The sequence below is a fragment of the Microvirga sp. VF16 genome, assembly GCF_016864375.1.
Classification (GTDB): Bacteria; Pseudomonadota; Alphaproteobacteria; order Rhizobiales; family Beijerinckiaceae; genus Microvirga.
The window spans coordinates 1,391,753-1,413,571 of sequence record NZ_CP069354.1; the positions used below are offsets into that span (position 1 = coordinate 1,391,753).

At 63.0% G+C, this 21,819-nt stretch carries 26 protein-coding genes; 18 read left to right on the forward strand and 8 right to left on the reverse strand.

Translation table 11 applies throughout. From position 1 onward, the window contains the following. Window positions 1-115: 115 nt before the first annotated feature. On the reverse strand, window positions 116-655 hold the full coding sequence (locus JO965_RS06615) for a MarR family winged helix-turn-helix transcriptional regulator (RefSeq protein ID WP_203442898.1): 540 nt from the start codon (window positions 653-655) through the stop codon (window positions 116-118). Window positions 656-749: 94 nt separating this feature from the next. Between JO965_RS06615 and JO965_RS06620 the strand changes: the two genes are divergently transcribed. After that, complete coding sequence (locus JO965_RS06620) at window positions 750-1,652, forward strand: DMT family transporter (RefSeq protein WP_203442899.1); 903 nt, start codon at window positions 750-752, stop codon at window positions 1,650-1,652. A 55-nt stretch (window positions 1,653-1,707) separates the two neighbouring features. Here JO965_RS06620 and JO965_RS06625 read toward each other — a convergent pair whose 3' ends face one another. From JO965_RS06625 to JO965_RS06635, 3 genes are all read right to left on the reverse strand, one after another. Then, window positions 1,708-2,640, reverse strand: a complete 933-nt coding sequence (locus JO965_RS06625; RefSeq protein WP_203442900.1) for a ribose-phosphate pyrophosphokinase — start codon at window positions 2,638-2,640, stop codon at window positions 1,708-1,710. A 154-nt stretch (window positions 2,641-2,794) separates the two neighbouring features. After that, window positions 2,795-3,316: a hypothetical protein gene (locus JO965_RS06630; protein WP_203442901.1), complete on the reverse strand. Its 522-nt coding sequence runs from the start codon at window positions 3,314-3,316 to the stop codon at window positions 2,795-2,797. 62 nt (window positions 3,317-3,378) lie between these two features. After that, the gene (locus JO965_RS06635; RefSeq protein ID WP_203442902.1) at window positions 3,379-4,539 is read right to left on the reverse strand and encodes a benzoate/H(+) symporter BenE family transporter; all 1,161 of its coding nucleotides are present in this window, start codon (window positions 4,537-4,539) and stop codon (window positions 3,379-3,381) included. 111 nt (window positions 4,540-4,650) lie between these two features. Between JO965_RS06635 and uvrC the strand changes: the two genes are divergently transcribed. From uvrC to JO965_RS06685, 10 genes are all read left to right on the forward strand, one after another. After that, entirely contained in the window at window positions 4,651-6,654 is a 2,004-nt protein-coding gene (gene uvrC / locus JO965_RS06640) for an excinuclease ABC subunit UvrC (RefSeq protein ID WP_203442903.1), read from the forward strand. A 127-nt stretch (window positions 6,655-6,781) separates the two neighbouring features. Then, window positions 6,782-7,378, forward strand: a complete 597-nt coding sequence (gene pgsA / locus JO965_RS06645; RefSeq protein ID WP_246776764.1) for a CDP-diacylglycerol--glycerol-3-phosphate 3-phosphatidyltransferase — start codon at window positions 6,782-6,784, stop codon at window positions 7,376-7,378. A 5-nt stretch (window positions 7,379-7,383) separates the two neighbouring features. Beyond that, the gene (gene moaD, locus JO965_RS06650; protein ID WP_203442905.1) at window positions 7,384-7,635 is read left to right on the forward strand and encodes a molybdopterin converting factor subunit 1; all 252 of its coding nucleotides are present in this window, start codon (window positions 7,384-7,386) and stop codon (window positions 7,633-7,635) included. 22 nt (window positions 7,636-7,657) lie between these two features. Continuing rightward, window positions 7,658-8,113 (forward strand): molybdenum cofactor biosynthesis protein MoaE, encoded by a 456-nt coding sequence (locus tag JO965_RS06655; protein WP_203442906.1) that lies wholly within the window; start codon window positions 7,658-7,660, stop codon window positions 8,111-8,113. Between the two features lie 66 nt (window positions 8,114-8,179). Further along, window positions 8,180-8,434, forward strand: coding sequence for a hypothetical protein (locus tag JO965_RS06660; RefSeq protein ID WP_203442907.1), 255 nt, complete (start codon window positions 8,180-8,182; stop codon window positions 8,432-8,434). Window positions 8,435-9,729: 1,295 nt separating this feature from the next. Continuing rightward, window positions 9,730-10,773, forward strand: a complete 1,044-nt coding sequence (locus JO965_RS06665) for an extensin family protein (RefSeq protein WP_203442908.1) — start codon at window positions 9,730-9,732, stop codon at window positions 10,771-10,773. Between the two features lie 82 nt (window positions 10,774-10,855). Then, complete coding sequence (locus tag JO965_RS06670) at window positions 10,856-11,287, forward strand: hypothetical protein (RefSeq protein ID WP_203442909.1); 432 nt, start codon at window positions 10,856-10,858, stop codon at window positions 11,285-11,287. Between the two features lie 92 nt (window positions 11,288-11,379). Next, window positions 11,380-11,946, forward strand: a complete 567-nt coding sequence (locus JO965_RS06675; protein ID WP_246776765.1) for a ribonuclease T2 — start codon at window positions 11,380-11,382, stop codon at window positions 11,944-11,946. A gap of 89 nt (window positions 11,947-12,035) precedes the next feature. Further along, on the forward strand, window positions 12,036-12,884 hold the full coding sequence (locus JO965_RS06680; RefSeq protein WP_203442911.1) for a 23S rRNA (adenine(2030)-N(6))-methyltransferase RlmJ: 849 nt from the start codon (window positions 12,036-12,038) through the stop codon (window positions 12,882-12,884). Window positions 12,885-12,949: 65 nt separating this feature from the next. Next, entirely contained in the window at window positions 12,950-13,555 is a 606-nt protein-coding gene (locus JO965_RS06685; protein ID WP_203442912.1) for a glutathione S-transferase N-terminal domain-containing protein, read from the forward strand. Between the two features lie 55 nt (window positions 13,556-13,610). On the opposite strand, the gene JO965_RS06690 is transcribed toward JO965_RS06685, so the two are convergent. Beyond that, window positions 13,611-14,258, reverse strand: a complete 648-nt coding sequence (locus tag JO965_RS06690; protein ID WP_203442913.1) for an outer membrane protein — start codon at window positions 14,256-14,258, stop codon at window positions 13,611-13,613. Between the two features lie 293 nt (window positions 14,259-14,551). Here JO965_RS06690 and JO965_RS06695 point away from each other — a divergent pair, with 293 nt between their 5' ends. After that, window positions 14,552-15,307, forward strand: a complete 756-nt coding sequence (locus tag JO965_RS06695; protein WP_203442914.1) for an SDR family oxidoreductase — start codon at window positions 14,552-14,554, stop codon at window positions 15,305-15,307. On the opposite strand, the gene pgeF is transcribed toward JO965_RS06695, so the two are convergent. The 3 genes from pgeF to lgt are packed head-to-tail and all read right to left on the reverse strand — an operon-like array spanning window position 15,297 to window position 18,004. Next, a complete protein-coding gene (pgeF, locus tag JO965_RS06700) occupies window positions 15,297-16,064 on the reverse strand; it encodes a peptidoglycan editing factor PgeF (RefSeq protein WP_203442915.1) in 768 nt (255 codons plus the stop codon). The two genes, JO965_RS06695 and pgeF, sit on opposite strands and share 11 nt — an antisense overlap. Before the next feature lie 9 nt (window positions 16,065-16,073). Next, window positions 16,074-17,150, reverse strand: coding sequence for a class I SAM-dependent methyltransferase (locus JO965_RS06705; protein WP_371826840.1), 1,077 nt, complete (start codon window positions 17,148-17,150; stop codon window positions 16,074-16,076). After that, the gene (gene lgt, locus JO965_RS06710; RefSeq protein WP_203442916.1) at window positions 17,147-18,004 is read right to left on the reverse strand and encodes a prolipoprotein diacylglyceryl transferase; all 858 of its coding nucleotides are present in this window, start codon (window positions 18,002-18,004) and stop codon (window positions 17,147-17,149) included. Before lgt ends, JO965_RS06705 begins: the two co-directional genes overlap by 4 nt. A 137-nt stretch (window positions 18,005-18,141) precedes the next feature. On the opposite strand from lgt, the gene JO965_RS06715 reads away from it, so the two are divergent. The 6 genes from JO965_RS06715 to JO965_RS06740 all read left to right on the forward strand — a co-directional run bounded on the left by JO965_RS06715 (window position 18,142) and on the right by JO965_RS06740 (window position 21,775). Continuing rightward, entirely contained in the window at window positions 18,142-18,420 is a 279-nt protein-coding gene (locus JO965_RS06715; RefSeq protein ID WP_203442917.1) for an accessory factor UbiK family protein, read from the forward strand. Between the two features lie 243 nt (window positions 18,421-18,663). Then, entirely contained in the window at window positions 18,664-19,164 is a 501-nt protein-coding gene (locus tag JO965_RS06720; protein ID WP_203442918.1) for a YbjN domain-containing protein, read from the forward strand. 163 nt (window positions 19,165-19,327) lie between these two features. Next, complete coding sequence (proC, locus tag JO965_RS06725; protein ID WP_203442919.1) at window positions 19,328-20,155, forward strand: pyrroline-5-carboxylate reductase; 828 nt, start codon at window positions 19,328-19,330, stop codon at window positions 20,153-20,155. A gap of 46 nt (window positions 20,156-20,201) precedes the next feature. Next, window positions 20,202-20,927, forward strand: a complete 726-nt coding sequence (locus JO965_RS06730; protein WP_246776766.1) for a TetR/AcrR family transcriptional regulator — start codon at window positions 20,202-20,204, stop codon at window positions 20,925-20,927. Between the two features lie 18 nt (window positions 20,928-20,945). Beyond that, window positions 20,946-21,305 carry a tRNA-binding protein gene (locus tag JO965_RS06735; protein ID WP_203442921.1) on the forward strand — a complete coding sequence of 120 codons (360 nt, stop codon included), beginning with the start codon at window positions 20,946-20,948 and terminating at the stop codon, window positions 21,303-21,305. 17 nt (window positions 21,306-21,322) lie between these two features. Further along, window positions 21,323-21,775 (forward strand): hypothetical protein, encoded by a 453-nt coding sequence (locus JO965_RS06740; protein WP_203442922.1) that lies wholly within the window; start codon window positions 21,323-21,325, stop codon window positions 21,773-21,775. The last annotated feature ends 44 nt before the right edge of the window (window positions 21,776-21,819 follow it).

Genomic DNA, 21,819 nt, shown 5'->3' on the forward strand with positions numbered 1-21,819 from the left:
GTGCCTCCAAGGGTGTCGAGCGGGCGCGAGGCGGCTTATAGAGAAGAACCACCCGAAATGCAACAAGTTGGCTCGGTCTCTCGGCCGATCTTCAGTCTGGCAGAGACGGAGAAGCTCAGCTGAACGGCCGCGAGGCTGTGATCGTCAATGCGAGCTTTCTCAGAAGGTCGGCCAACTGAATTTGCTCTTCCTCGGTCAGTCCCTCAAGCATGGCAGCCTCGATGGCCATATCCTCGCGAAAGGCCTTTTGCGCAAGCCGAATCCCGTCATCCGTCAACTCGACCGGCAGGCTGCGCCCGTCGCCTTCAGCAGTGGCTCGCCGGATCAGGCCGGCCTTGGCGAGACGGTTCAGGCGGTCCGTGAGGCCGCCCGACGAGATCATCAGGGAGCGGAACAGTTCCGTCGGGCGCAACCGGTAGGGTGGGCCGGAGCGAAGGAGCGAGAACAGGACGTCGACTTCCCCGCTGTCCAGATCATGAGCCTTGAATACGGCCTCGATGGGCGGGCGCGCGGTCAGCGTGATCCAGCGCGCGCGTCCCAGGATCGCCATGCCACGTGTATCGACCTCCGGGAGTTCTTTTGCCCATTGGGCGCGGCGTTCGTCGATTCCATCCTGAGGTGCTGTCGAGGAGGGGAGTTCAATTTGTCTTGACATCGAGATAATCGCCTATTTATCTTTATATCAAGATAATTTCCTGTCACGCTTCTTGCAATGCCCCGCCGCAGGAAGCCTCCTCGAAGGTGCGTCTATGATCGCAGCACGTCTCTCCAGTGCCTCGGAATCCGCCATTGGTCTTTTGGGCCTGTGCGGTTTCCTCTTTGCCAGCCGGATCATGATGAACAAGGTGGCGCTGGATGCAGGGATCCAGCCTTTTCAGCTCGGTGTCTTCGGCAACCTCGCAGCCGGCCTGTTCCTGCTGCCGTGGCTCGCGGCCTTCCGGCAGAAGATCCCGACCGCGCCGGAGCATCTCGTGCTGTATGTCGTCCTGGGGCTCGTCAGCTTCGCGGTACCGAGCGTCCTGTCCTATTTCGTGGTCGAGAGGGTAGGGCCTGCCTACACCTCCATCGTCTATTGCCTGTCGCCGCTGCTCACCATGACCTTTGCGGCGGGCTTAGGAATAGAGCGGATGTTCCTGCGCCGCTTCCTCGGGATTGTGATCGGCTTCACGGGCATGATCGCCCTGGTTCAGCAGCAGATTTTGCAGATCGATATCGGGCAGCCGGTTTGGGTGGCTGTAGGCCTCGTGATCCCGGTCTGTGCGGCAGCGGGCAATATCATCCGCTCGGCTTGGTGGCCGAAGGGCACGTCGGCGCTCGCGTTCTCCTGCGGCGCATCGCTCAGCTCCAGCGTGATGGTGGCCCTGATGGCACCCGTCTTCGAGACACCGATGGAGTGGCGGTTCGACGACCCCACAATCGTCTCTTGGCTCGTGGGCTTGGGAGCGATGTCGGCGCTCTCGCAGGTGATGAACTTTCGCCTGCAGCAGATCGCCGGGCCAGTGGTGTTCAGCCAGATCGGCTATTGGGGCACGGGCTTCGGCGTGCTGCTCGCCGCCGTCCTGTTCGGAGACGTGCTGACGGCTTTGTCCTTCATGGGACTCGCCTGCATCATGGCCGGCGGCATCCTGGCCAACCGCCGCAAGGATGCGTGATACTTTGCGAGCAACGAACGGTCACGGATTTGTCTGAGCCGTCACCGCTTCTTGGTCAGTCGAACAGGCTCGACACTGAGCTTTCCGTCGCCGTGCGTCCGATGGCCTCGCCCATGAGCGGGGCGATCGAGATGACGCGGATGTTGTGCGCCACCTTCACGGCCTCGGTCGGCATGATGGAGTCGGTGATCACGAGCTCCTTCAGTCGGGAGCTGGCAATGCGCGCCACTGCGCCGCCGGACAGGACACCGTGGGTGATATAGGCGTAGACCTCCTTCGCCCCATTGGCGAGGAGGGCGTCGGCTGCGTTCACCAGGGTACCGCCGGAATCGATGATGTCGTCGACGAGGATGCAGGAGCGGCCGGACACGTCGCCGATGATGTTCATCACTTCGGATTCACCGGGGCGCTCACGGCGCTTGTCGACGATCGCGAGCGGCGCATCGATGCGCTTGGCGAGCGCGCGGGCGCGCACGACGCCGCCCACGTCGGGCGAGACCACCATGCGGTTGCCGCCGTCGAGGTGATCCTTGATGTCGCGTGCCAGGGTGGGGGCGGCGAAAAGATTGTCGGTCGGGATGTCGAAGAAGCCCTGGATCTGGCCTGCATGGAGGTCGAGTGTCAGGACGCGGTCGACGCCCGCATGGGTGATGAGATTGGAAACAAGCTTAGCTGAGATCGGGGTGCGGGCGGCGGGTTTGCGATCCTGCCGCGCGTAGCCGAAATAGGGGATCACCGCCGTGATGCGGCGGGCCGAGGCCCTGCGCAGCGCATCGGTGATGATCAGAAGCTCCATCAGGTGGTCGTTCGTGGGGAACGAGGTCGACTGGATGATGAACACATCCTCGCCGCGCACATTCTCCTGAATCTCCACGAAGACTTCCATATCCGCGAAGCGCCTGACCTGAGCCTTGGCCAACGGGACATTGAGATAGGCGGAGATAGCCTCCGCCAGCGGACGATTGGAATTTCCCGCAACGAGCTTCATGCAAGCAACTTTGGCTTCGAGTGACCGATAACACCCGCTGCGCAATGCCATAATCCCTGCACGGCTGGGCGCAAGGCTCTTAGCAGCGATATGAGACCGTCACAATACATGGAAGGCTTCCAATGTGCGGCAAGTTTGGCGTGTCGCCATGCAATCACTGCATCGCAACAGGCGGCTCCTCCCCTGAGATCTCTGCTGTCTGAATAGGTTCTTCGGGTGTGGCCGTCGTCTCGGACTTGGACGCGGTGAGGAATTCGGCGATCTCGTCCATGCTGGCCTGCGCCAGCTTCGCGAGCGTCGCCTTATCGAGATCCGAGATGGAGGTTGCAGGGACCGGGCTCGATCCGGCAAGGCGCTTGGCCCGGCGCTTCTGGGAATCGAAGACGTCCCAGACATAGGCCACCTTGGTTTCCCCGTCCTCGGTCGAGGTCGACAAATAGCCGCGGACCCGGTAGCGAGCCTCGGCACTGGCGCCGACGAGGTCGACCTTGCGGTCGGTGGCGGCGCTGGTCAGTTCGTCGACGAGAGCAGTGCGGATGGGAGTCGGGGCGCCGTCGATGCTCTCAAGGGCGACCGGGACGCCCTCGGGCGACCCGCTGAACGAGCCCTGGCAGGCTCCCAGAGCTGCCGTCAGGACAAGAGCGGCAAACCGCCCCGCATGCTTCATCCCGGCCATGAGGGCCCCCGTTCTTGTTCTTCGTAACGAAGTCTTAAGCTTAACGGAGGCCGCCGTCCAGATCAGGCGGGCTTGCGTAGCCGAAGTGCGAGAGCATCGAGCCCAAGGACAAGAAGGCCCGCCGCCAAGCCCCAGAAGGCAGAGCCGATGCCGAAGAGCGTCAGGCCGGAGGCCGTGACGGCCAGGGTCAGGACTGCCGGAAAGATTTTCGAGGTGTCTGAAAGGGCTGAACTCAAGGCGCCTGCGAAGGCACCCATGAGGGCAAGTCCCGCCACTGTCCGAATAAGCTCGGGAGGCAGGGCGGCGATCAGACCGATCAGGGCTGCGGCGAACGCGGCGATGATTACATAGCACAGGGTATAGAATGGCCCGACCATCCAGCGCTTGGCCGGGTCGGGGTGGGTGTCCGGTCCGGTGCAGATTGCCGCCGAGATCGCTGCGAGATTGCTAGTATGGGCGCCGAAGAAGGCCGTGACGATCGAGGCAAGGCCGGAAACGGCCAGGATCGGCCGCGATGGCGGGGTGTATCCGTAGGCCCGCAGAACCGCGAAGCCGGGCAGGTTCTGCGAGGCCATCGTCACCAGAAAGAGCGGAATTCCCAGGCCGATCAGGGCCGTCGGTTCCCAGGCCGGTTCGATGAAGGTGAGGGAGGACAGGCTCAGGCTGGAGGCAAGAGGTTGAGCCAGGCCGCCCGCGAAGGCTAGCCCAAGGCCCACGAACAGAACGGCCAGGACCGCGAAGGCGGCATTGTAGAGGCGAACGACAAGGAAAAGACCGACCAGGGGCAGGACGAGACCGGGCGCGGCTTGCGCACTTTCGAACACCGCCAGGACAAAGCGGATGAGAATGCCTGCCAGCATGGCAGCGGCAATCGGCGTGGGGATGCGCCCGATCAGCTGCCCGAACGGCTTGATGAAAGCAGTCAGCACGATCAGCCCGCCTGCCAGAATGAACGAGCCGACCGCCGCATGGATGGAGATGCCGCTGGAGGCCGCGATCAACGCGGCACCGGGCGTCGACCATGCGGCAACGACGGGAATGCGATAGCGAACGCTGAGGATCCCGCTGATGGCCGCCGTCGCCAGGCACAGGGCCGCGACCCAGGACGAGGTCTGAGCCGCATCGGCACCCACCGCCTGGGCAGCCGCGATGATGATGGCGATCGTGCTGCCGAAACCCACCAGGGCCGCGACGACGGCTGATGTGACGATCGACAGGCGCATGACGGACTCCGCTGAGTTCTCAAGAGCTTAGCCGTTTAGACCGAATGACAGGGCTACGCCAGTTCGTCGGCGGCACTTTCCCCCGGACTCCCGAGCCCTTAAATCTCTCCCATGAGTCGCAACACCACCAATGACGTCCCGCCGGATATCCTGGACAATGAGGAAGACGATGAGACGGTCGCCGTCGAAAGCGGCTCGGATGTCGAATTCGATCTGGAGGCCCATCCGGGCTCGGTCCAGCGCGGCACCGAGGTCATCCGGCATTTCTGGAATACCCTTCCCAATGCGCCCGGCGTCTATCGCATGCTCGATACGAAGGGCGACGTACTCTATGTCGGCAAGGCGAAGAGTTTAAAAAACCGCGTCGGCTCCTATGCGCGGGGCCAGGCGCATTCGAACCGCATCGCCCGCATGATCGGCGAAACCACGTCGATGGAATTCGTCACCACGGCGACGGAGACCGAGGCTCTGCTGCTCGAGGCCAATCTCATCAAGCAGCTCAAGCCCCGCTACAACGTGCTTTTGCGGGACGACAAGTCGCTTCCCTATATCCTGCTCACCGCCGATCACGAGGCGCCGCAGCTCGTGAAGCATCGCGGCGCGAGGAAGCGCAAGGGCGATTATTACGGCCCCTTCGCCAGTGTCTGGGCGGTGAACCGCACCATCAATGCGCTGCAGCGCGCGTTCCTGCTGCGCTCCTGCAACGACAGCTATTACGAGAACCGCACGCGACCCTGTCTGCTGTTCCAAATCAAACGCTGCTCGGGGCCCTGCACGAACGAGATTTCGTCGGAGGATTATGCCGAACTCGTCTCCGAGGCGCGCGCCTTTCTGTCGGGCAAGTCCAACGCGGTGAAGCAACGCATCACGGATGAGATGCAAGCGGCGGCCGAAGAACTCGAATTCGAGCGCGCCGCGCGCTGCCGCGACCGCTTGGCCGCATTGTCGGCCATTCAGGGCGTGCAGGGCATCAATACCCAGTCGGTCGAGGAGGCGGATGTCTTTGCAGTCGACGAGCAGGCGGGGCAGTTCTGCGTCGAGGTGTTCTTCTTCCGCAACTGGCAGAACTGGGGCAACCGCGCTTACTTTCCGAAGGCCGACAAGTCCATGAGCCGGGAGGAGGTTCTGGGCTCCTTCCTCTCGCAGTTTTATGACGACAAGCCGGCTCCGCGCCTCATCCTGCTCTCGCACGAGATCGAGGATGCCGAGCTCATGGCGGCGGCGCTTTCCACGCGCGCCGAGACCAGGGTCGAGATCCATACGCCCCAGCGCGGCGAGCGGCGCCAGCTCATCGAATATGTGCTGCGCAATGCCCGTGAGGCGCTCGGCCGGCGGCTTGCGGATACCTCCTCGCAGCAGAAGCTTCTCGTGTCTCTGGGCCAGGCTTTTGGGTTGCCGAAGGTGCCGAAGCGCGTGGAAGTCTATGATAACTCCCACATCATGGGCACCAACGCGGTCGGCGCCATGGTGGTGGCTGGTGCCAATGGCTTCATGAAGCAGCATTACCGTACCTTCAATATGAAGTCCGAAGATCTGAAGCCAGGCGACGATTACGGCATGATGCGCGAGATGCTGCAGCGCCGCTTCGCCCGGCTGGTGAAGGAGGAGCCGCGAGGCGCGGAAACAGATGGGCAGGTAGGCGATGATTCGTTTCCCGCCTGGCCGGACCTGGTCCTGATCGACGGCGGTAAGGGACAGCTTGAGGCCGCCCGGCAAGCCCTGGCGGAAGTTGGCGTCAGCGAGGACGACGTCGCCCTGATCGGCATCGCCAAGGGCCGTGATCGGGACGCCGGGCGCGAAACTTTCTTCAAGCCGGGCGAGCCGCCCTTCAAGATGCCGCCACGCGACCCAGCGCTCTATTTCGTGCAGCGCCTGCGGGATGAGGCTCACCGCTTCGCCATCGGCGCCCACCGGGCCAAACGCAAGAGGGAACTGGTGAAGAATCCGCTCGACGAGATCCCCGGTATCGGGCCGACGCGCAAGCGGGCACTCCTGCACCATTTCGGGACCGTCAAGGCAATCCAGCGCGCGGCCCTGGAGGACCTGATAAAGGCTCCCGGGGTGAATGCCGCAACGGCCCGCGCGATCTATGACTTTTTCCACGAGCGGGGATAGGCATGAACGTCGATTTCCGGGAAAGACAGGCTGATCTCACATTGCCGTGTTTGCCGAATGACGATGGTGTGCAACCGGGGTCTGTCCGATTGACGGACGGACCGTCCTCATGCTTCCTGCAGGTGTTATGAAGACTGTTTCCGCCTTTAGCCGCTCGAAGGCTTTCAACCTTGCGAACATGCTGACCTATGGTCGGCTCGCTGCGGTCCCGGCCGTGGTCGGTCTCCTGTTCTGGCCGGAAGACCATTGGTCCCGCTGGCTGGCCCTGATCGTGTTCGCCCTGGCGGCGATCACCGATTACCTCGACGGCTATGTGGCGCGCGCCTTCGCCCAGCAATCGGCCCTGGGGCGCATGCTCGACCCCATCGCCGACAAGCTTCTGGTCGCCGCAAGCCTGCTCATGCTGGTGTCGGACGGGACGATCCAAGGGGTGTCCATCTGGGCCGCCATCGTCATCCTCTGCCGCGAAATCCTGGTCTCGGGCCTGCGCGAGTTCCTCGCCGAGCTGAAGGTCAGCGTCCCCGTCAGCCGGGTCGCCAAGTGGAAAACGACCCTCCAGCTCGTGGCCTTGGGCTTCCTGATCGCGGGACCGGCGGGCGAGACCGTTCTGCCCAACAACACCCTTATCGGCACGATCCTTCTGTGGATCGCCGCCATCCTGACGATCTATACCGGATGGGACTACTTCAAGAACGGCATCCACCACCTCATGGACGAGGGCTAGAGCCTATGAAGCTCGTCTATTTCGCCTGGGTGCGGGAGCGGGTCGGCCGGACGGACGAGGAGATCGAGCTTCCCGAAGGCATCGACACCGTCGCGGAGCTGGTGCGCTGGCTGAGGGGGCGGGGCGAGGAATACGAATATGCCTTCGAGAACGAAGGCATCGTCCGTGCCGCCATCGACCATGTTCACGTCAAACCCGAGGCCCGGGTCGCGGGGGCGCGCGAGATCGCCTTCTTTCCGCCGATGACGGGCGGCTAGCTCCTGCGAGGGGCCGAACGCTATGGCAGCCACTATCCGCATTCAGGCTGAGCCGTTCGATGCCGCCGTCGAGACGGCAGCCCTCACCGGAGGGAGGGCGGATATCGGGGCCGTAGTGGCCTTTACCGGCCTGTGTCGGGATGAGGGCGGGCGGCTCGCGGCCCTCGAACTTGAGCATTATCCCGGCATGGCGGAGGCCGAGATCGCCCGTATTGCCGCGCAGGCGCAAACCCGCTGGTCGCTTCTCGGCCTCACTGTCATCCACCGCTTCGGCAGGATCATGCCGGGCGAGGAGATCGTGCTCGTGCTTACGGCCAGCGCCCACCGTCAGGCGGCCTTCGAGGCCGCCTCGTTCCTGATGGATTACCTGAAAACCCACGCACCGTTCTGGAAGCGCGAGCATCTCAAGGACGGAACGGTCGGAGCCTGGATCGAGGCCAAGGAGGCCGACGACCGGGCGGCGGAGAGGTGGTGCTAATCTGCGCTTGACGCGGCCTCGCGACAGGATGAGCATCTTCCGTGAAATGACATACGGAGGCGTCTCATGCGCAGCGTCGTTGTCTTTCTAAGCCTGATCGCCGCAGCCCCGGCTCTGGCCCATGAGGTGCCGATGTCCCACACGGCTCAGGCTCCTGCTCACAACCCGCTCGATTGTTATTGCCGTGCCCAGGGCAAGATGTTCGCGCCTGGGGAGAAGGTCTGCCTCAAGACCGCCGAGGGGCCCAAGCTGGCGCAGTGCCAGATGGAAATCAACGTGATGTCCTGGAGCATCACGGAAGTGCCCTGCCCGGAGACATGAAAAACGCTGCCGGGGCTCGGCAGCGTGGAGGCAAGGGAGGATCGCTTTTTCGCCCGATCCGAGGCGATAAGGTGCTGCCTTAAAAGAGACCGGTTACGACAACGAGAATATAGGAAAAGGATACGCAGACAGCCGCGATGTTGAGCTTGGACGCCCAGTCCAGATTCGATGTCAGGTTCATCGGAGCCCCTATCTCTGAAGGGGTTTGGACCCCCTCTCTGAATGGATAGGTACGCTATCAAACCTCTACGGCCCTGAGAAGCGTCTCGCAGGGGGTATAGGGAGCTTAGCTGCGGTCGATGTAATCGTTAACAAAAATTTAAGCCATTGTTTTTCTACGCAAAATTTTTGCGAAACTCTCGGCGAAAAAAGTTCCTGCTCAATTCTGTCGCACCCACTGTCAACGTGAATCAGTTGCAAAAGGCGCCCGAAATTCTCGAATCGAACTCACTGGAGCACAGGATCGAGAGCGCTGAACATGCAGGAGGATCTCTTCCCTCCGCTGCGCTCCGGCGGGGAAGACACCAACTCCCGCCCCCTCCGCCGTCATCCCCGTCCCCGGACTTGATCCGGGGATCAGACCCGGGGATCCACGCCTTTGCAGCGCTGCGGTTCCGAAGACGGGATGGCCGGCACGAGGCCGGCCATGACGTCGGGGAGAGGGTCGGCAGAGCAGAGCAATGTTATGTTCATCTTTTGTTCTTGACAAGGTTCCTAGCCTTAGCTATATCATTGCCTCAGATCTGCTCCTATCGAGGGCGCGCTCGCGAGGCGTCGCAGTGTGGGAGCAGGCACGGTCCCGTGAGGCTGACTCGCAATCGGCTTCGACGGGAGGCCCAGGATGTTTGGGTTGGTGGTCGGGATCGGTCGCAGGCCGCCGTCGCGCAGACGGTCACCGCCTGCGGCGGTTGACTGAGCCGGCCTCTCCTGTCCGCCTAAAGAAGCCGTGCGCGAAGAGGCAGTTCGGCTCTTCCATCTCCCATCAGACATCGAGCCGGGCTGCCCGTCGCGCCACCCTCGATCAACCGTCAGGCTCGCAGCGCAGGCTGCGGGCCCCACGGTGCTGGCTGTGTGACACCCACGCGTCATGGCCGGACCTGATCCGGCCATCCACGCCTTGGGAACCACAGCGCCCCAAGGCGTGGATCCCCGGGACAATGCCGGTGAAGATGCAAAGGGGCCCTCACTCCTTGAATGCACAGTGCCAGGTGCGATCCGTCGTTTTCGTGCGCTGCGCTGAAGAAGGCGTCTTCCCGTTGACGGGATGTTTACGTCCTTGAGCCAGTCTCGCGCCCATGCGTCGTGGGTTAGTTGCGTTTTTTGCCCTATCGCTCACCGGACTTGGGCTCACCGGTTGCGGGCTGTTTCGGTTCGAACAGCGTGAGCCTTGGCGCGCGCAGGCCGAGGAAGCCTGCCTCTCGCAGCGCCTCGTACAGCCCTCCGCCTATATGTCTCTCAGTTCCAAGATCGATGGGCCGGGTGTCTGCGGCATGGATTATCCGTTCAAGGTCTCGGCCTTCAACGACGGTGCAGTGGGGCTGAAATCGAAGGTCACGCTGGCCTGCCCGATCATTCCCCGCATCGATACCTGGCTCAACGAGATCGTGAAGCCTGCCGCCGAGATGTATTTCGGCGTGCCTCTGGCGGACATCAAGGCCGGTTCCTATTCCTGCCGTCCTCGGAACAACCAGATGGGCGCCAAGCTCTCGGAGCATTCGTTCGGCAACGCCCTCGACGTCATGGGCTTCGTCCTGGCCGACGGTCGGGAAATCTCCGTGGTCAAGGGGTGGCGGGGAAGGGATGCCACTGAACAGGAATTCCTGCGCGAAGCCTTCGTCGGCGCCTGCCGCTATTTCACGACCGTGCTGGGACCTGGCTCCGACGCCTTCCATTACGATCACTTCCACATCGACCTGGCGCGCCACGATCCCCGCGGCGAGCGGCGCATCTGCAAGCCGATTCTGAAATTCGCTCCGCGAATCGATCCGGAGCGCAGCCGCGAGGTTCTGCAAAGCGCCGCGGCGTCCGGCGATCTGGCGCCCGTCGATCTGGAGCAGGACGTCTCGGATGGAGAGGCCTATATCCCGCCAGCCCCTCCGCCGCCGTCTCCTGTCATCTCTGCCCCGGTTCCTCCAGCGCGCTACTCGTCCGGCGGAGGATACGCGACCGATCTGCCGGGGCCGAACGCAGGATATTCAAGGGCCCCCGCGTCCCCATCCTATTCCCAGGCGCCGCTTCCCCCGGTGGGCCGCCCGCTCGAACAGACCTATGCTCCGCAGAGGCAGCAGGGGCGATCCGCGGGCCAGCCGATGATGCTCAACAGCCACGCCATCTATTAAACCGTAAGCGCATCTTGACCTTCGCGGGCGTCGCCCACATGGTCGCTGTTACACGGTCTGAAGACTTGGTGGAGCATTCGACATGAAGTGGCTGGCGGCTATCATCTCTTGTGCGCTGTTGAGCGCGCCTGCGCTTGCGCGTGAGATCACGCCCGCGGAACGACGGGACGAGCCTTTCGACGCCTCGCTGCCGACCTGCGCCGATCCGTCCGTGCTCCAGGACATCAGCTCGCGATTTGCGCGCAAGGAAGGCCGGTTCTGGAATTCCGACCTCAAGCTGATCGGCTTCGAGCGCGTTCAGGAAGTCGCCTGGCGTCCCTGGGGGCTCGACTTCATTCCCCGCCGCTATTGCACCGGCACCGTGATCGTGTCCGACGGCTACAAGCGCAGGATCAACTTCTCGATCCGTGAGGATCTCGGCTTCATCGGCATCGGCTGGAACACGGAAGCCTGCGTCGACGGCCTCGACCGCAATTATGCCTTTGCACCGCATTGCAAGCAGGCGGCCCCTTGATCCTGCGCCGGTGGCTTGCCTTCGCAGGCGCCTGCCTTCTCTCAATCTTTCCTTCCGCGGCCCAGGGCCCCCGGGAGGCGAGGGGTGCCCCGATGGGGCAGTTCGACTTTTATGTGCTGGCCCTGTCGTGGTCGCCCGGCTTCTGCGAGAGCAGCGGCAGCCGGAGCCGCCAATGCGATGCCGGCAGCAGTCTCGGCTTCGTGACCCACGGATTGTGGCCCCAGCGAGAGCAGGGCTATCCCAGCTTCTGCGAACCCAATGGCCGCTTCGTTCCCCAGGCGGCGATGGCAGACGCCAGCGGACTGTTCCCGGACGATAATCTGGCGCGTTATCAATGGCGCAAGCATGGGACCTGCACGGGCGAAAGCCCAAGCGGCTATTTCCGAGCAGTGCGGCAGGCGCGCGAGTTCGTGCGCATTCCCAACGGCTTCAAGTCTCTGGACAGCCGGTCCAAGGTGCTGCCGAGCGAGATTGAACGCGCCTTCATGAACGCCAATCCGGGCTTGCGTCCCGATATGATTTCGGTTTCCTGCGGACGGCGTATCTTTCAGGAAGTGCGCATCTGCCTTGCCAGGGATCTGCGCGGCTTTCGCCAGTGTCCCGAGGTCGACCGCGACGGTTGCCGCGCGGGCGAAATTACGGTCCCGGCGGTGAGATAGCGCCTGAGTCCGATACACTGAAATGATATGCGCATCAGATTGATCCCAAAAGTGGAGCCCACTTTTGGATCCGATGCTATAGGACGACAATGAATTATCGCCATGCCTTCCACGCCGGCAATTTCGCCGACGTCATGAAACACGCTCTCCTGGTGCGCATCCTCGTCTATCTGCAGCGCAAGGAAACGCCACTGCGCGTCATCGACACCCATGCGGGGATCGGGCTTTACGATCTCGGCGGCGACGAGGCCGGACGGACCGGGGAGTGGGTCGACGGCATCGGGCGCCTGGACGAGGCCTTTTCGCCCGAGGTCGAGAACATCCTCGCTCCCTATCGGAGCGTGGTTGCGGACGTGCGCGCACGCCACGGCGAGACCATCTATCCCGGCTCGCCCGGAATCGTGCGCGAGCTGCTGCGGCGCCAGGATCGGGGCGTGTTCGTGGAACTGCATCCGGCCGACCACGCGGTGCTGAGCGAGGCCTTCAATGAGGTCACGAATCTCAAGGTGATGCATCTCGACGGCTGGACGGCGCTTCATGCGCTGATCCCGCCAAAGGAGAAGCGCGGGCTCGTGCTCATCGATCCGCCCTATGAGAAGCCGAATGAACTGGAACGCCTCGGAACGGAACTGCTCACCGCTTTGAAGAAATGGCCGACCGGCGTTTATGCCGGATGGTATCCTGTCAAGGATGTCGGCCCCGTCGATACTGTGGCCGCACGATTGCACGAGGAGAGCCCGCGCCCGGGCCTTCGTCTCGAACTCTATGTGGACGATCCGCGCGATCCGTCACGGCTCAACGGCAGTGGGCTTTTCGTCATCAACCCGCCCTGGTCCTTGAGAGAGGAGGCGGAAACGCTTTTGCCTGCACTCGCAGGGCGCCTGTCGCGCAGCGGCTACGGCGCTTATCGCTGTGAAGCCTTCGGGCCCCCTGCTTAAAACGGATTGCCGATCGATGCCTAAGCGTTCATGACTCCTGCCGTTCTTCTAACAGGATGCACGTCATGCTCGTTCTCCGTTCCTCGCCTGCGTCGCCCTTCGGCCGGAAGGTCAAACTCTCGGCTTCGATCCTCGGATTGACCGATCGCATTCAGATCGTCGACGCGGATACCTTGAACCCGGAAGATTCCATCCGTCAGCAGAATCCGCTCGGCAAGATCCCCGCGCTCATTCTGGAGAACGGCGATGTGCTCTATGACTCCCGCGTGATCGTGGATTACCTTGATCATCTCGTCGGGGGCGGGGGCATCATTCCAAATGGCCCGGAGAGGTTTACCGCGTTGCGCGATCAGGCGCTCGCCGACGGCATCATGGATGCGGCCCTGCTGCAGGTCTATGAGGGCCGCTTCCGGCCGGAAGACAGGCACGAGCCGAAATGGGTCAGCCACCAGGCCGACAAGGTCCGCCGCGGCCTCGATCACGCTGAGGCCCATCTCGCACAACCCGGCCAGAATCTGCACATCGGCCAGATCGCTCTTGCCTGTGCGCTGGGCTATCTTGACCTGCGCTTCGGCGGTCGCTGGCGTGAGAGCTATCCCAAGCTCGTCGCCTGGCTTGCGGATTTCGAATCCCGCGTTCCGGCCTATGCCAAGACCAGGGTGACGCCATAAACAAAAAGGCCCGGTGTTGCCACCGGGCCTTGATCATCGCCAGAGGCGATGGATCTTAGTAGGTGTTGAAGCGGTAGTTCAGACCAGCGCGCACCACACCGAACTCGGCGTCGCTGTCGATGCCGAAGATGCTGTTGTCGTCCTGGTCGAGGTTGACGTACAGGCCTTCGACCTTGGCCGACAGGTTGTTGGTGAAGGCGTACTCGAGACCACCACCGACGGTCCAGCCGGTAGCATCGTCCGCGAAGGCGAAACCACCGGTGGCGTAGATCAGGGCGCGGTCGAAGGCCACACCGGCGCGAGCGCGCACCGTGCCGAACCAGTCGCTGCGGTTGAAGTCGTCGTCGAGGATGCCGTCGCCGTCGAAGTCGAAGCGGTCATCGCCGCCGAAATCGGCGTACTGGATGTCGCCTTCGAGACCGACCACGAACGAACCGATCTGGTAGTTGTAGCCAGCCTGGGCGCCGCCGACGAAGCCGCCCTCGTCGTTCAGGTCGAAACGACGGCCATCAAGCGTCGTGATGCTGTCGTTCGTGTTCCAGCCGTAGCCGGCGTTCACACCGACGTAGAAGCCGGTCCAGGTGAAGACCGGAACAGCAGCAATGACCGGAGCCGGAGGAGCGGCGCGAACCGGGAGGTCCGCAGCGGAAGCGGCTCCGGCAAAGCCGAAGAGAGCGACGCTGGCGAGAAGAATTTTCTTCATGGTTTCTCTTTCCTAATCGATGTCATGCGTGCCCGACCCGGTTTCCCATTGGGTCAAGCCAAGCACTGCCCGTTTATAGAGCGACAACCGGTCGAGGGCTGTGACCTGACAACCACAGCGCCGAAGACCACCGTGGCAGGATTGTGGCGGCAATGTGCGAGTTCCCCCTTGCGCATTGCCGGAGTCCTAAACGCACAGCTTGGCCGTTGGTTCGACGACAAAGCAAAAAAATGTCATTTTCTTGTCCGAAGCACTGAAGCGCTGTGATGTGCTTACATTTCAAGAGGTTGATCATGAACAAGGCCGCTCTCGTGACCGGCGGTGCGCAACGCATCGGGTGGCGAATCGTCGAACGGCTCGCGACAGAGGGCTATGTGGTGGCGATCCACTGCCGCAATTCGACCGATGAGGCTGAGAAAATCGCAGACCGCATCCGCGAGGCGGGAGGGCGGGCCGCAGTCGTGCAGGGCGATCTCGCCGATGGCGATGCGGTCGAGCGCTTGGTGCCGGAGGCGGTTCGGGCACTGGGGCCGCTGACGCTTCTCGTCAACAACGCTTCCGAGTTCGAGCCGGATGAGGTCGAGACGCTCTCGCAGGATCGATGGGATCGGCACTTTGCCGTCAACTTGCGCGCGCCGGCCTTCCTCGCCCGCGACTTCGCGCATCAGCTTCCTGCCGACATGCACGGCTGCATTATCAACGTCATCGACCAGCGGGTCTGGAAACTCACGCCGCAATTCTTCTCCTACACGCTCACCAAGGCGGCTTTGTTCTCGGCCACGCAGACCATGGCGCAGGCGCTGGCACCGCGCATCCGCGTCAATGCAATCGGGCCCGGTCCCACCCTGTCGAACGTGCGCCAGGGCGATGAGGATTTCGCCAAGCAGAACGAGGCAGTGCTGCTGGGGCACGGCGGCACGCCGGACGAGATTGCCGATGCGGTGCTTTATCTGGCACAGGCGCGCAGCGTCACAGGGCAGATGATCGCCGTCGATGGCGGTCAGCATCTCGCCTGGGAGACACCGGACGTCGCCGGTATCAAGGAGTGAGCGCGATCGCCGAGATCAGCCGGCCGTAATCCGGTTCCTTGCGATGGGTGGTGCGGCGATAGCTGAAGAACCGCTCCTCGTCGGAATAGGTGCAAAGGCCGAGATCGGCAAAGGCTCCGATCCCTGCCGCTTCCAGGCGCGCGCCGATGAAGCCGGGAAGGTCGAACATGGCATGGTCCGATCTCTCGGCTTCCTTAAAGAAGCGCTCGTGTCCGGGCGCCTCTTCTGCGAAGCGCTTAATGAAGTCGGGACCGACCTCATAGGCCGTCTGGCTGATCGTCGGCCCAAGGGCGACGACAATGTTCGAGCGTCGGGCACCGAGTTTTTCCATCTCCTCGATGGTGGCTTCGAGCACGCCGGTCACCGCGCCGCGCCAGCCCGCATGGGCTGCTCCGATCACCCGCGCTTCCGGATCCGCAAACAGCACCGGCCCGCAATCCGCCGTGGTGATGCCGAGCGCAAGGCCCGGCGTGGCCGTGACCATGGCGTCCGCCTTGGGGCGCTCGCCATGCCATGGACCTTCGACGATGACCGCATCCGGTGAATGGACCTGATAGACGCTGATCAGGGCATCAGGCTTGATGCTCAGCGCCTCCGTCATGCGGCGGCGGTTCTCCTGTACCTTCGTGGGCTCGTCCGACGAGCCGATGCCGCCGTTGAGGGAGGCATATATCCCATCGGACACACCGCCTTGGCGGGTGAAGAAGGCATGGCGGATGCCGGATTGGGAGGCGAGGGCGGGCGCTTGAATGAACATGGCTCGGTCTTAGGAAGAGGGAGACAGGGTGGGTAATCCGGGGACGGTTGCGATCCCTTCATGTGTAACGGCTAAAACCTTAAACAGATCACCCATGCCGGTCGGCCCGCGTTCCGTCAGGCGGGCGAGCGCGTGGTCGATACCGGCGGCCTGTGCGGGCGTGGCGCGTGCTTTCAGGGTGGTGGCCCTGGCCACGATGCCAAGCGCCTGGAGAAAATCGCCCTGGGTGACGATGCCATGTGCCCGGGCCTCCCCGGCAACTGCTGCCTGGGCGAGGCGATGGAAGTCCACATGGGTGGTGAGATCGGCCTCTCCAGGCTCCTCCAGGGGATCGGCGAATCTGTGCCCCTTGAGCGCCTGCAGCGTATCTCCAAAAGCCGGGCCCCAATAACCATAATCGAGAATCAGCGCAGCGCCCGTATCGTGCTTCAAACGCCGGGCGAACTCGCTCATGACGTCGATGGAAGCAGCCGGCCATTCGAGGATATCGCCGAGGCGAAGCGGCTTGCCGAGAGCAGGTTCCGGCTCCGACCGCAGACCGAAGATCAGGCGCTCGTCGTCGAGACCCACCAGCCGCTCGCACCAGCCGCGTTCGGTGCCGACGAACTGGCGCACGGGTAGCGCGTCGAAAAACTCGTTGGCGACAAGAAGGGTGGGGCCAGAAGGTACATCCTCGATCCGGTCGTGCCAGTGCAGGGAGAAGCCTGATGGGGTGAGGGCTTCCTGCTGCTTCCGCCTTAAGGACGGACTCGTCTCGACGAGATGCACGGTGGCGGCGTTCTTGAAATCAGGCAGGAGCTTTGTCGCCCGCAGCAGATCGGCCATGAGCGTACCGCGTCCCGGCCCCAGCTCGACGAGCCGGCATGGAGCAGGGCGGCCCATCCCGTTCCAAACCTCCAGCATCCACAGACCGATCAGCTCGCCGAACATCTGGCTGATCTCGGGAGCCGTGGTGAAATCGCCGCCTGAGCCCAGCGGGTCGCGGGTGGCGTAGTAGTGCCTCAGACACAAGCTCATGTAGCGCTCGACCGTGATCGGGCCCTCGAGCGCGATCATCTCGCGCAAGATATCCTTCAGCGGCTTCACGCGGCCTCGACGGTCTTGGAGGGCCGCGTATAGCCGCGCACGGCCATGACGATGACGCCTGCACCGACGAGCGCCATGGGGACGGAGAGCAGCATGCCCATGGTGATGCCGCCACTGAGCGCCTGAACCGAGGCGCCGAACAGGAAGCCGAGTTGCGCGTCCGGTTCGCGGAAGAACTCACAGACGATGCGGGCCACTGCATAACCCAGCACGAAGATGCCGCCGAGGAGACCAGGACGCTGGAAACCGAAGCGGCGGGCGGCGATGGCCATGATGATGAACAGGATCAGGCCTTCCCCGAAGGCCTCGTAGAGCTGGCTCGGATGCCGCGGCTCGGGACCCGCATGGGGAAAGACGACCGCGTAGGGAAAGTCGGGAGCGGGGCGGCCCCAGAGCTCGCCGTTGATGAAATTGGCAATGCGGCCGAAGAACAGGCCGATGGGCGTCACCACCGCCGCCATGTCGAGCATGGCGAGCGGGTTGAGCCCCCGCGAGCGGGCGAAGAGCACGATGGCGAGCACCGCGCCGAGGAAGCCGCCATGGAAGGACATGCCACCACGCCAGATCGCGAAGATCTCCAGCGGGTGCGTGAGATAGGAGCCCAGATTGTAGAACAGCACGTAGCCGATCCGCCCGCCGAGCACGACACCGAGCGCCACCCAGACGATGAGATCGTCGACATCGGTGGGCTTCGGCTGCTTCAAGCCGCCCCAGAGATCGGCCTTGGCTGCGAGGCGCTTGGCGTAGAACCAGCCGCCCAGGAGGCCAGCCACATAGGCGAGCGCATACCAGCGGATCGCGAAGGGGCCGATGGAGATCGCCACGGGATCGATGATGGGAAAGGAGAGCGGCATGAGCGGGCCTTGATCGAACAGGTTGCCATTGGACCCGCCAGGCGCGGATCGTCAACCCTGTTGCAGTTTGCGGCGAATGCGCTCATGTGTGACATTCCAGGGCTTTAAAAGCCCGTCGAATGCTGCGGATTTGCCCCATGACCCAATCGTCCAACCGGATCTTCGATGAACTCGCCCGCTTCGCCACCGATGCCGCCGGGGCGGCCCAGGGTGTCCGGCGGGAGGTTGAGAGCGTGGTCCGCAGCCAGTTCGAGCGCCTGATCAAGGACATGGATGTCGCCACCCGCGAGGAGGTCGAGGTTCTGCGCGAGATGGTGACGGCAGCTCGCGAGGAGAACGAGAAGCTCGAAGTCCGGGTGAAAGAACTCGAGGCGAAGCTGGCTTCCTCCGGCCGCAAAAGCCACGCGACGCCTTGATCCAAGCGGGAAACCGGTCTGCGCCCGGCGCGGGTCTCCTGTTGTGGACAGATGAATCCGGCGCATTGTGACAGAGGTCGAAATCTACGACTGTCGATTCATGAGCTGATTCGAGGCCGTGGCGGCGGAATCTCCGAATATCGAAGTATTCTGAGTACTTCTTCCGAATAAGGCCCGGGTCAACGCAATGGTATTGCCCGGATATGTTTACCATATTCAGGCAATTGAGCGTCCAGGATCGACATGTCGCAGATTCATCTTGAAATCGATCGCTCGGAACATCCCCTCGATGTGGTCGAGCGTCTCGCTTCCCTGCGGCACTGGATCTTCGACCGGGCCGAAACGGATGAGATGTCCATCTCGGTGGCGGGCCGCTGGGCGGATTACGACATCGCCTTCACGTGGATCGAGGACGTGGAAGCCCTGCATATGGCCTGCGCCTTCGACCTCAAGGTGCCCGAGCGGCGGCGGCAGGAGGTCATCCAGCTCATCTCCGTCGTCAACGAGCAACTCTGGGTCGGGCATTTCGACCTATGGAGCACGGAAAACGTCGTAATGTTCCGCCATGCCCTGCTGCTGGCGGGCGGGGCCGATCCGACAGATGGGCAGTGCGAGACCATGCTGCGGGTCGCGGTCGAAGCCTGCGAGCGCTATTTCCAGGCCTTCCAGTTCGTGATCTGGGCCGGCAAGTCCGCCCGAGAGGCTCTCGATTCTGTCCTGTTCGAAACCGAAGGCGAGGCTTGAGTTATTTCCACTTGCATGGAAATAACTCTCTTCTTGGTTTGCCGCATTCTTGACGGCGAACCGGAGCCACTTCGCCGAAGAATGCTCTTAAACCCGCCTCGACAGGGCAGGGCAGGCGTGAATAGAGTGCGACCTTTCCTCTCCATTCCGTCAGGTTAAGCCCATGCCGTCGAACATGTCCCATCTGCCGTCATCCCTCATCCTCGTCGGCGCCGGCAAAATGGGCGGTTCCATGCTCGAGGGTTGGCTCAAGGTCGGCATGAGGCCCGAGGGCGTAACCGTTATCGATCCGCGCCCGTCCGAGGAGATGACGCAGTTCTGCCGGGAGAGGGGAATCGCCCTGAATCCGGCCAACCCTACCGCTGCGGACGTGCTGGTGCTGGCGATCAAGCCGCAGATGTTGGACGACGCCGCGCCCGCGCTCAACACTTGTCTCGGGCACCAGACCCTGATCGTCTCGATCCTCGCCGGCAAGACCATCGGCGACCTGAAGAGCCGGCTTCCGGCCGCCGGCGCCATCGTGCGCGCCATGCCGAACCTGCCCGCGAGCATTGGACGTGGCGCGACAGGAGCTGCGACCAACGACCAGGTCAGCGAGACGCAGCGCCTGATGGCGGACGCGCTTTTGAGCAGCAACGGCATCGTCGAATGGCTGCCGTCCGAAGACCTGATCGATGCCGTTACCGCGGTGTCGGGTTCCGGTCCGGCTTATGTGTTCCATCTCGTGGAGTGTCTCGCCGAAGCGGGAGCGGCTGCCGGTCTTCCGCCGGATCTGGCACAGCGTCTCGCGCGCGCCACGGTGACCGGCGCAGGGGAACTCCTGTTCCAGAGCGATCTACCGCCGGCCACACTCCGGCAGAACGTCACTTCGCCCGGAGGTACGACTGCCGCCGCGCTGGAAGTCCTCATGCGCGATCCGAACGGTCTGAAGGCACTCATGCGCGAGGCCGTGGCAGCCGCCAAGCGGCGGGCGGAGGAACTTGCGGGCTAATCTTGGGAATGCTGCTCTCGGCCCCTAGATTAATCCTCAAAGGAAGATGCTCAGGAGGTTGGTCGTGACGGCAGAAGCACCCACGGATAAGAAAAAGGCTATCGTCGAAGCGCTCATGGATCTGGCTGCCCGGCGCCCCTGGCATGAGATCGAGATCACTGACGTCGCGAAGGCCGCCAATGTGTCCCTTGCCGAGTTTCGCGATCTCTTTCCGTCGAAGGGCGCCGTGCTCGGCGCGCTGTCACGCCAGATCGACCGGCAGGTGCTGGAGGGAACGACCGACGATCTTGCGGGAGAGCCCGCGCGCGAACGCATCTTCGAGGTATTGATGCGCCGCTTCGATGCGCTGCAGCCTTATCGGCAGGCCCTGCGGCGAGCTTTCCAGGATCTGCAATACGATCCTGTCGCGATTGCCGCCCTCAATCAGGTCTCGCTCAATTCCCAGCGCTTCATGCTTGCGGCCGCCGGCATCAACACGGAAGGGCCACTTGGAAAGCTGAAGGTCCAGGGGGCTGTTCTCGTCTATGCCAACACTATGCGCACATGGCTTGATGATGACGATCCGACGCTCGCCAAGACGATGGCCCGGCTCGACCGCGAGCTGCGCCGCGCCGAGCGCATCCTAGAAGGGGCTGAGGATCTGCGGCGCTTGAGTGCCCCCCTGCGTGCGGTCGGACGCGCCCTGATGCAGGGACGCAGATCGACACGTACGGGGGCACGCCGCGCGAGTGAAGACAACGGCGATACGCAGAATCCTGCCGCGGCGATCTAAAAGAGGTTAGGGGCAAAGATGGATCAGGTGAGTTCGGCAACAGCGCCCATCACGTTCGACGATTTCCTGAAGGTCGACATTCGTGTCGGCCGCATCGTCGCTGTCGAGCCGTTTCCACAGGCGCGCAAACCGGCATTCAAGCTCACCATCGATTTCGGCCCCGAGATCGGCACCAAGCGGTCCTCGGCGCAGATCACAGTGAACCATTCGCCGGAGGATCTCGTCGGATCGCAGGTGATAGCGGTGGTGAATTTCCCGCCGCGCCAGATCGGGCCGTTCATGTCGGAGGTCCTGACACTCGGCGTGCCGGATGCTGATGGCAATGTGATGCTGATCCGCCCAGATCGCGATGTGCCGGTGGGCGGAAGGCTGTACTAGATCAACACGAGGGGATCATGCGGGGTTTTCATGGCCTCACGCTTGCCGCCTGTTCCTCCATCATTTCAGCGATGGCCATCGCTCAGCCTGTAACGGGCGATCGGCACACATCCCTTTTGGAGGTGCCGGTTGCGGATATGAAAGTCGTCGCGCCGGATGCTTATGGCAGTGCATTGTCCCTTGCGGCCGGTGGTGCTTCGCCGCTCGACATTGCGCTGGCGATTGCAGGAGAGTTCGAGGGCACGACGCAGCATATCGTGCAGGCGAACGAAGGTGGCGAGGTACCGTCTTCGACGAAGATCACGGTGTTGCGCGACGGCCTTCTGGACGATGCCGTAAGAGGAGAGCGATGGGACATCGCTCTCGACCGAACCGCTGCAGGCATCTGGGGCATTCGCGAAGTGAAGAGGTCCTGGCGCTGTCGTCGCGGGGCACAGATGGATCGGTTCGCGGCACAAGTTTGTCCCTGACGGCAGAGAAGCATTCCTGATTTCACTCAATGTGAGGCATGCTC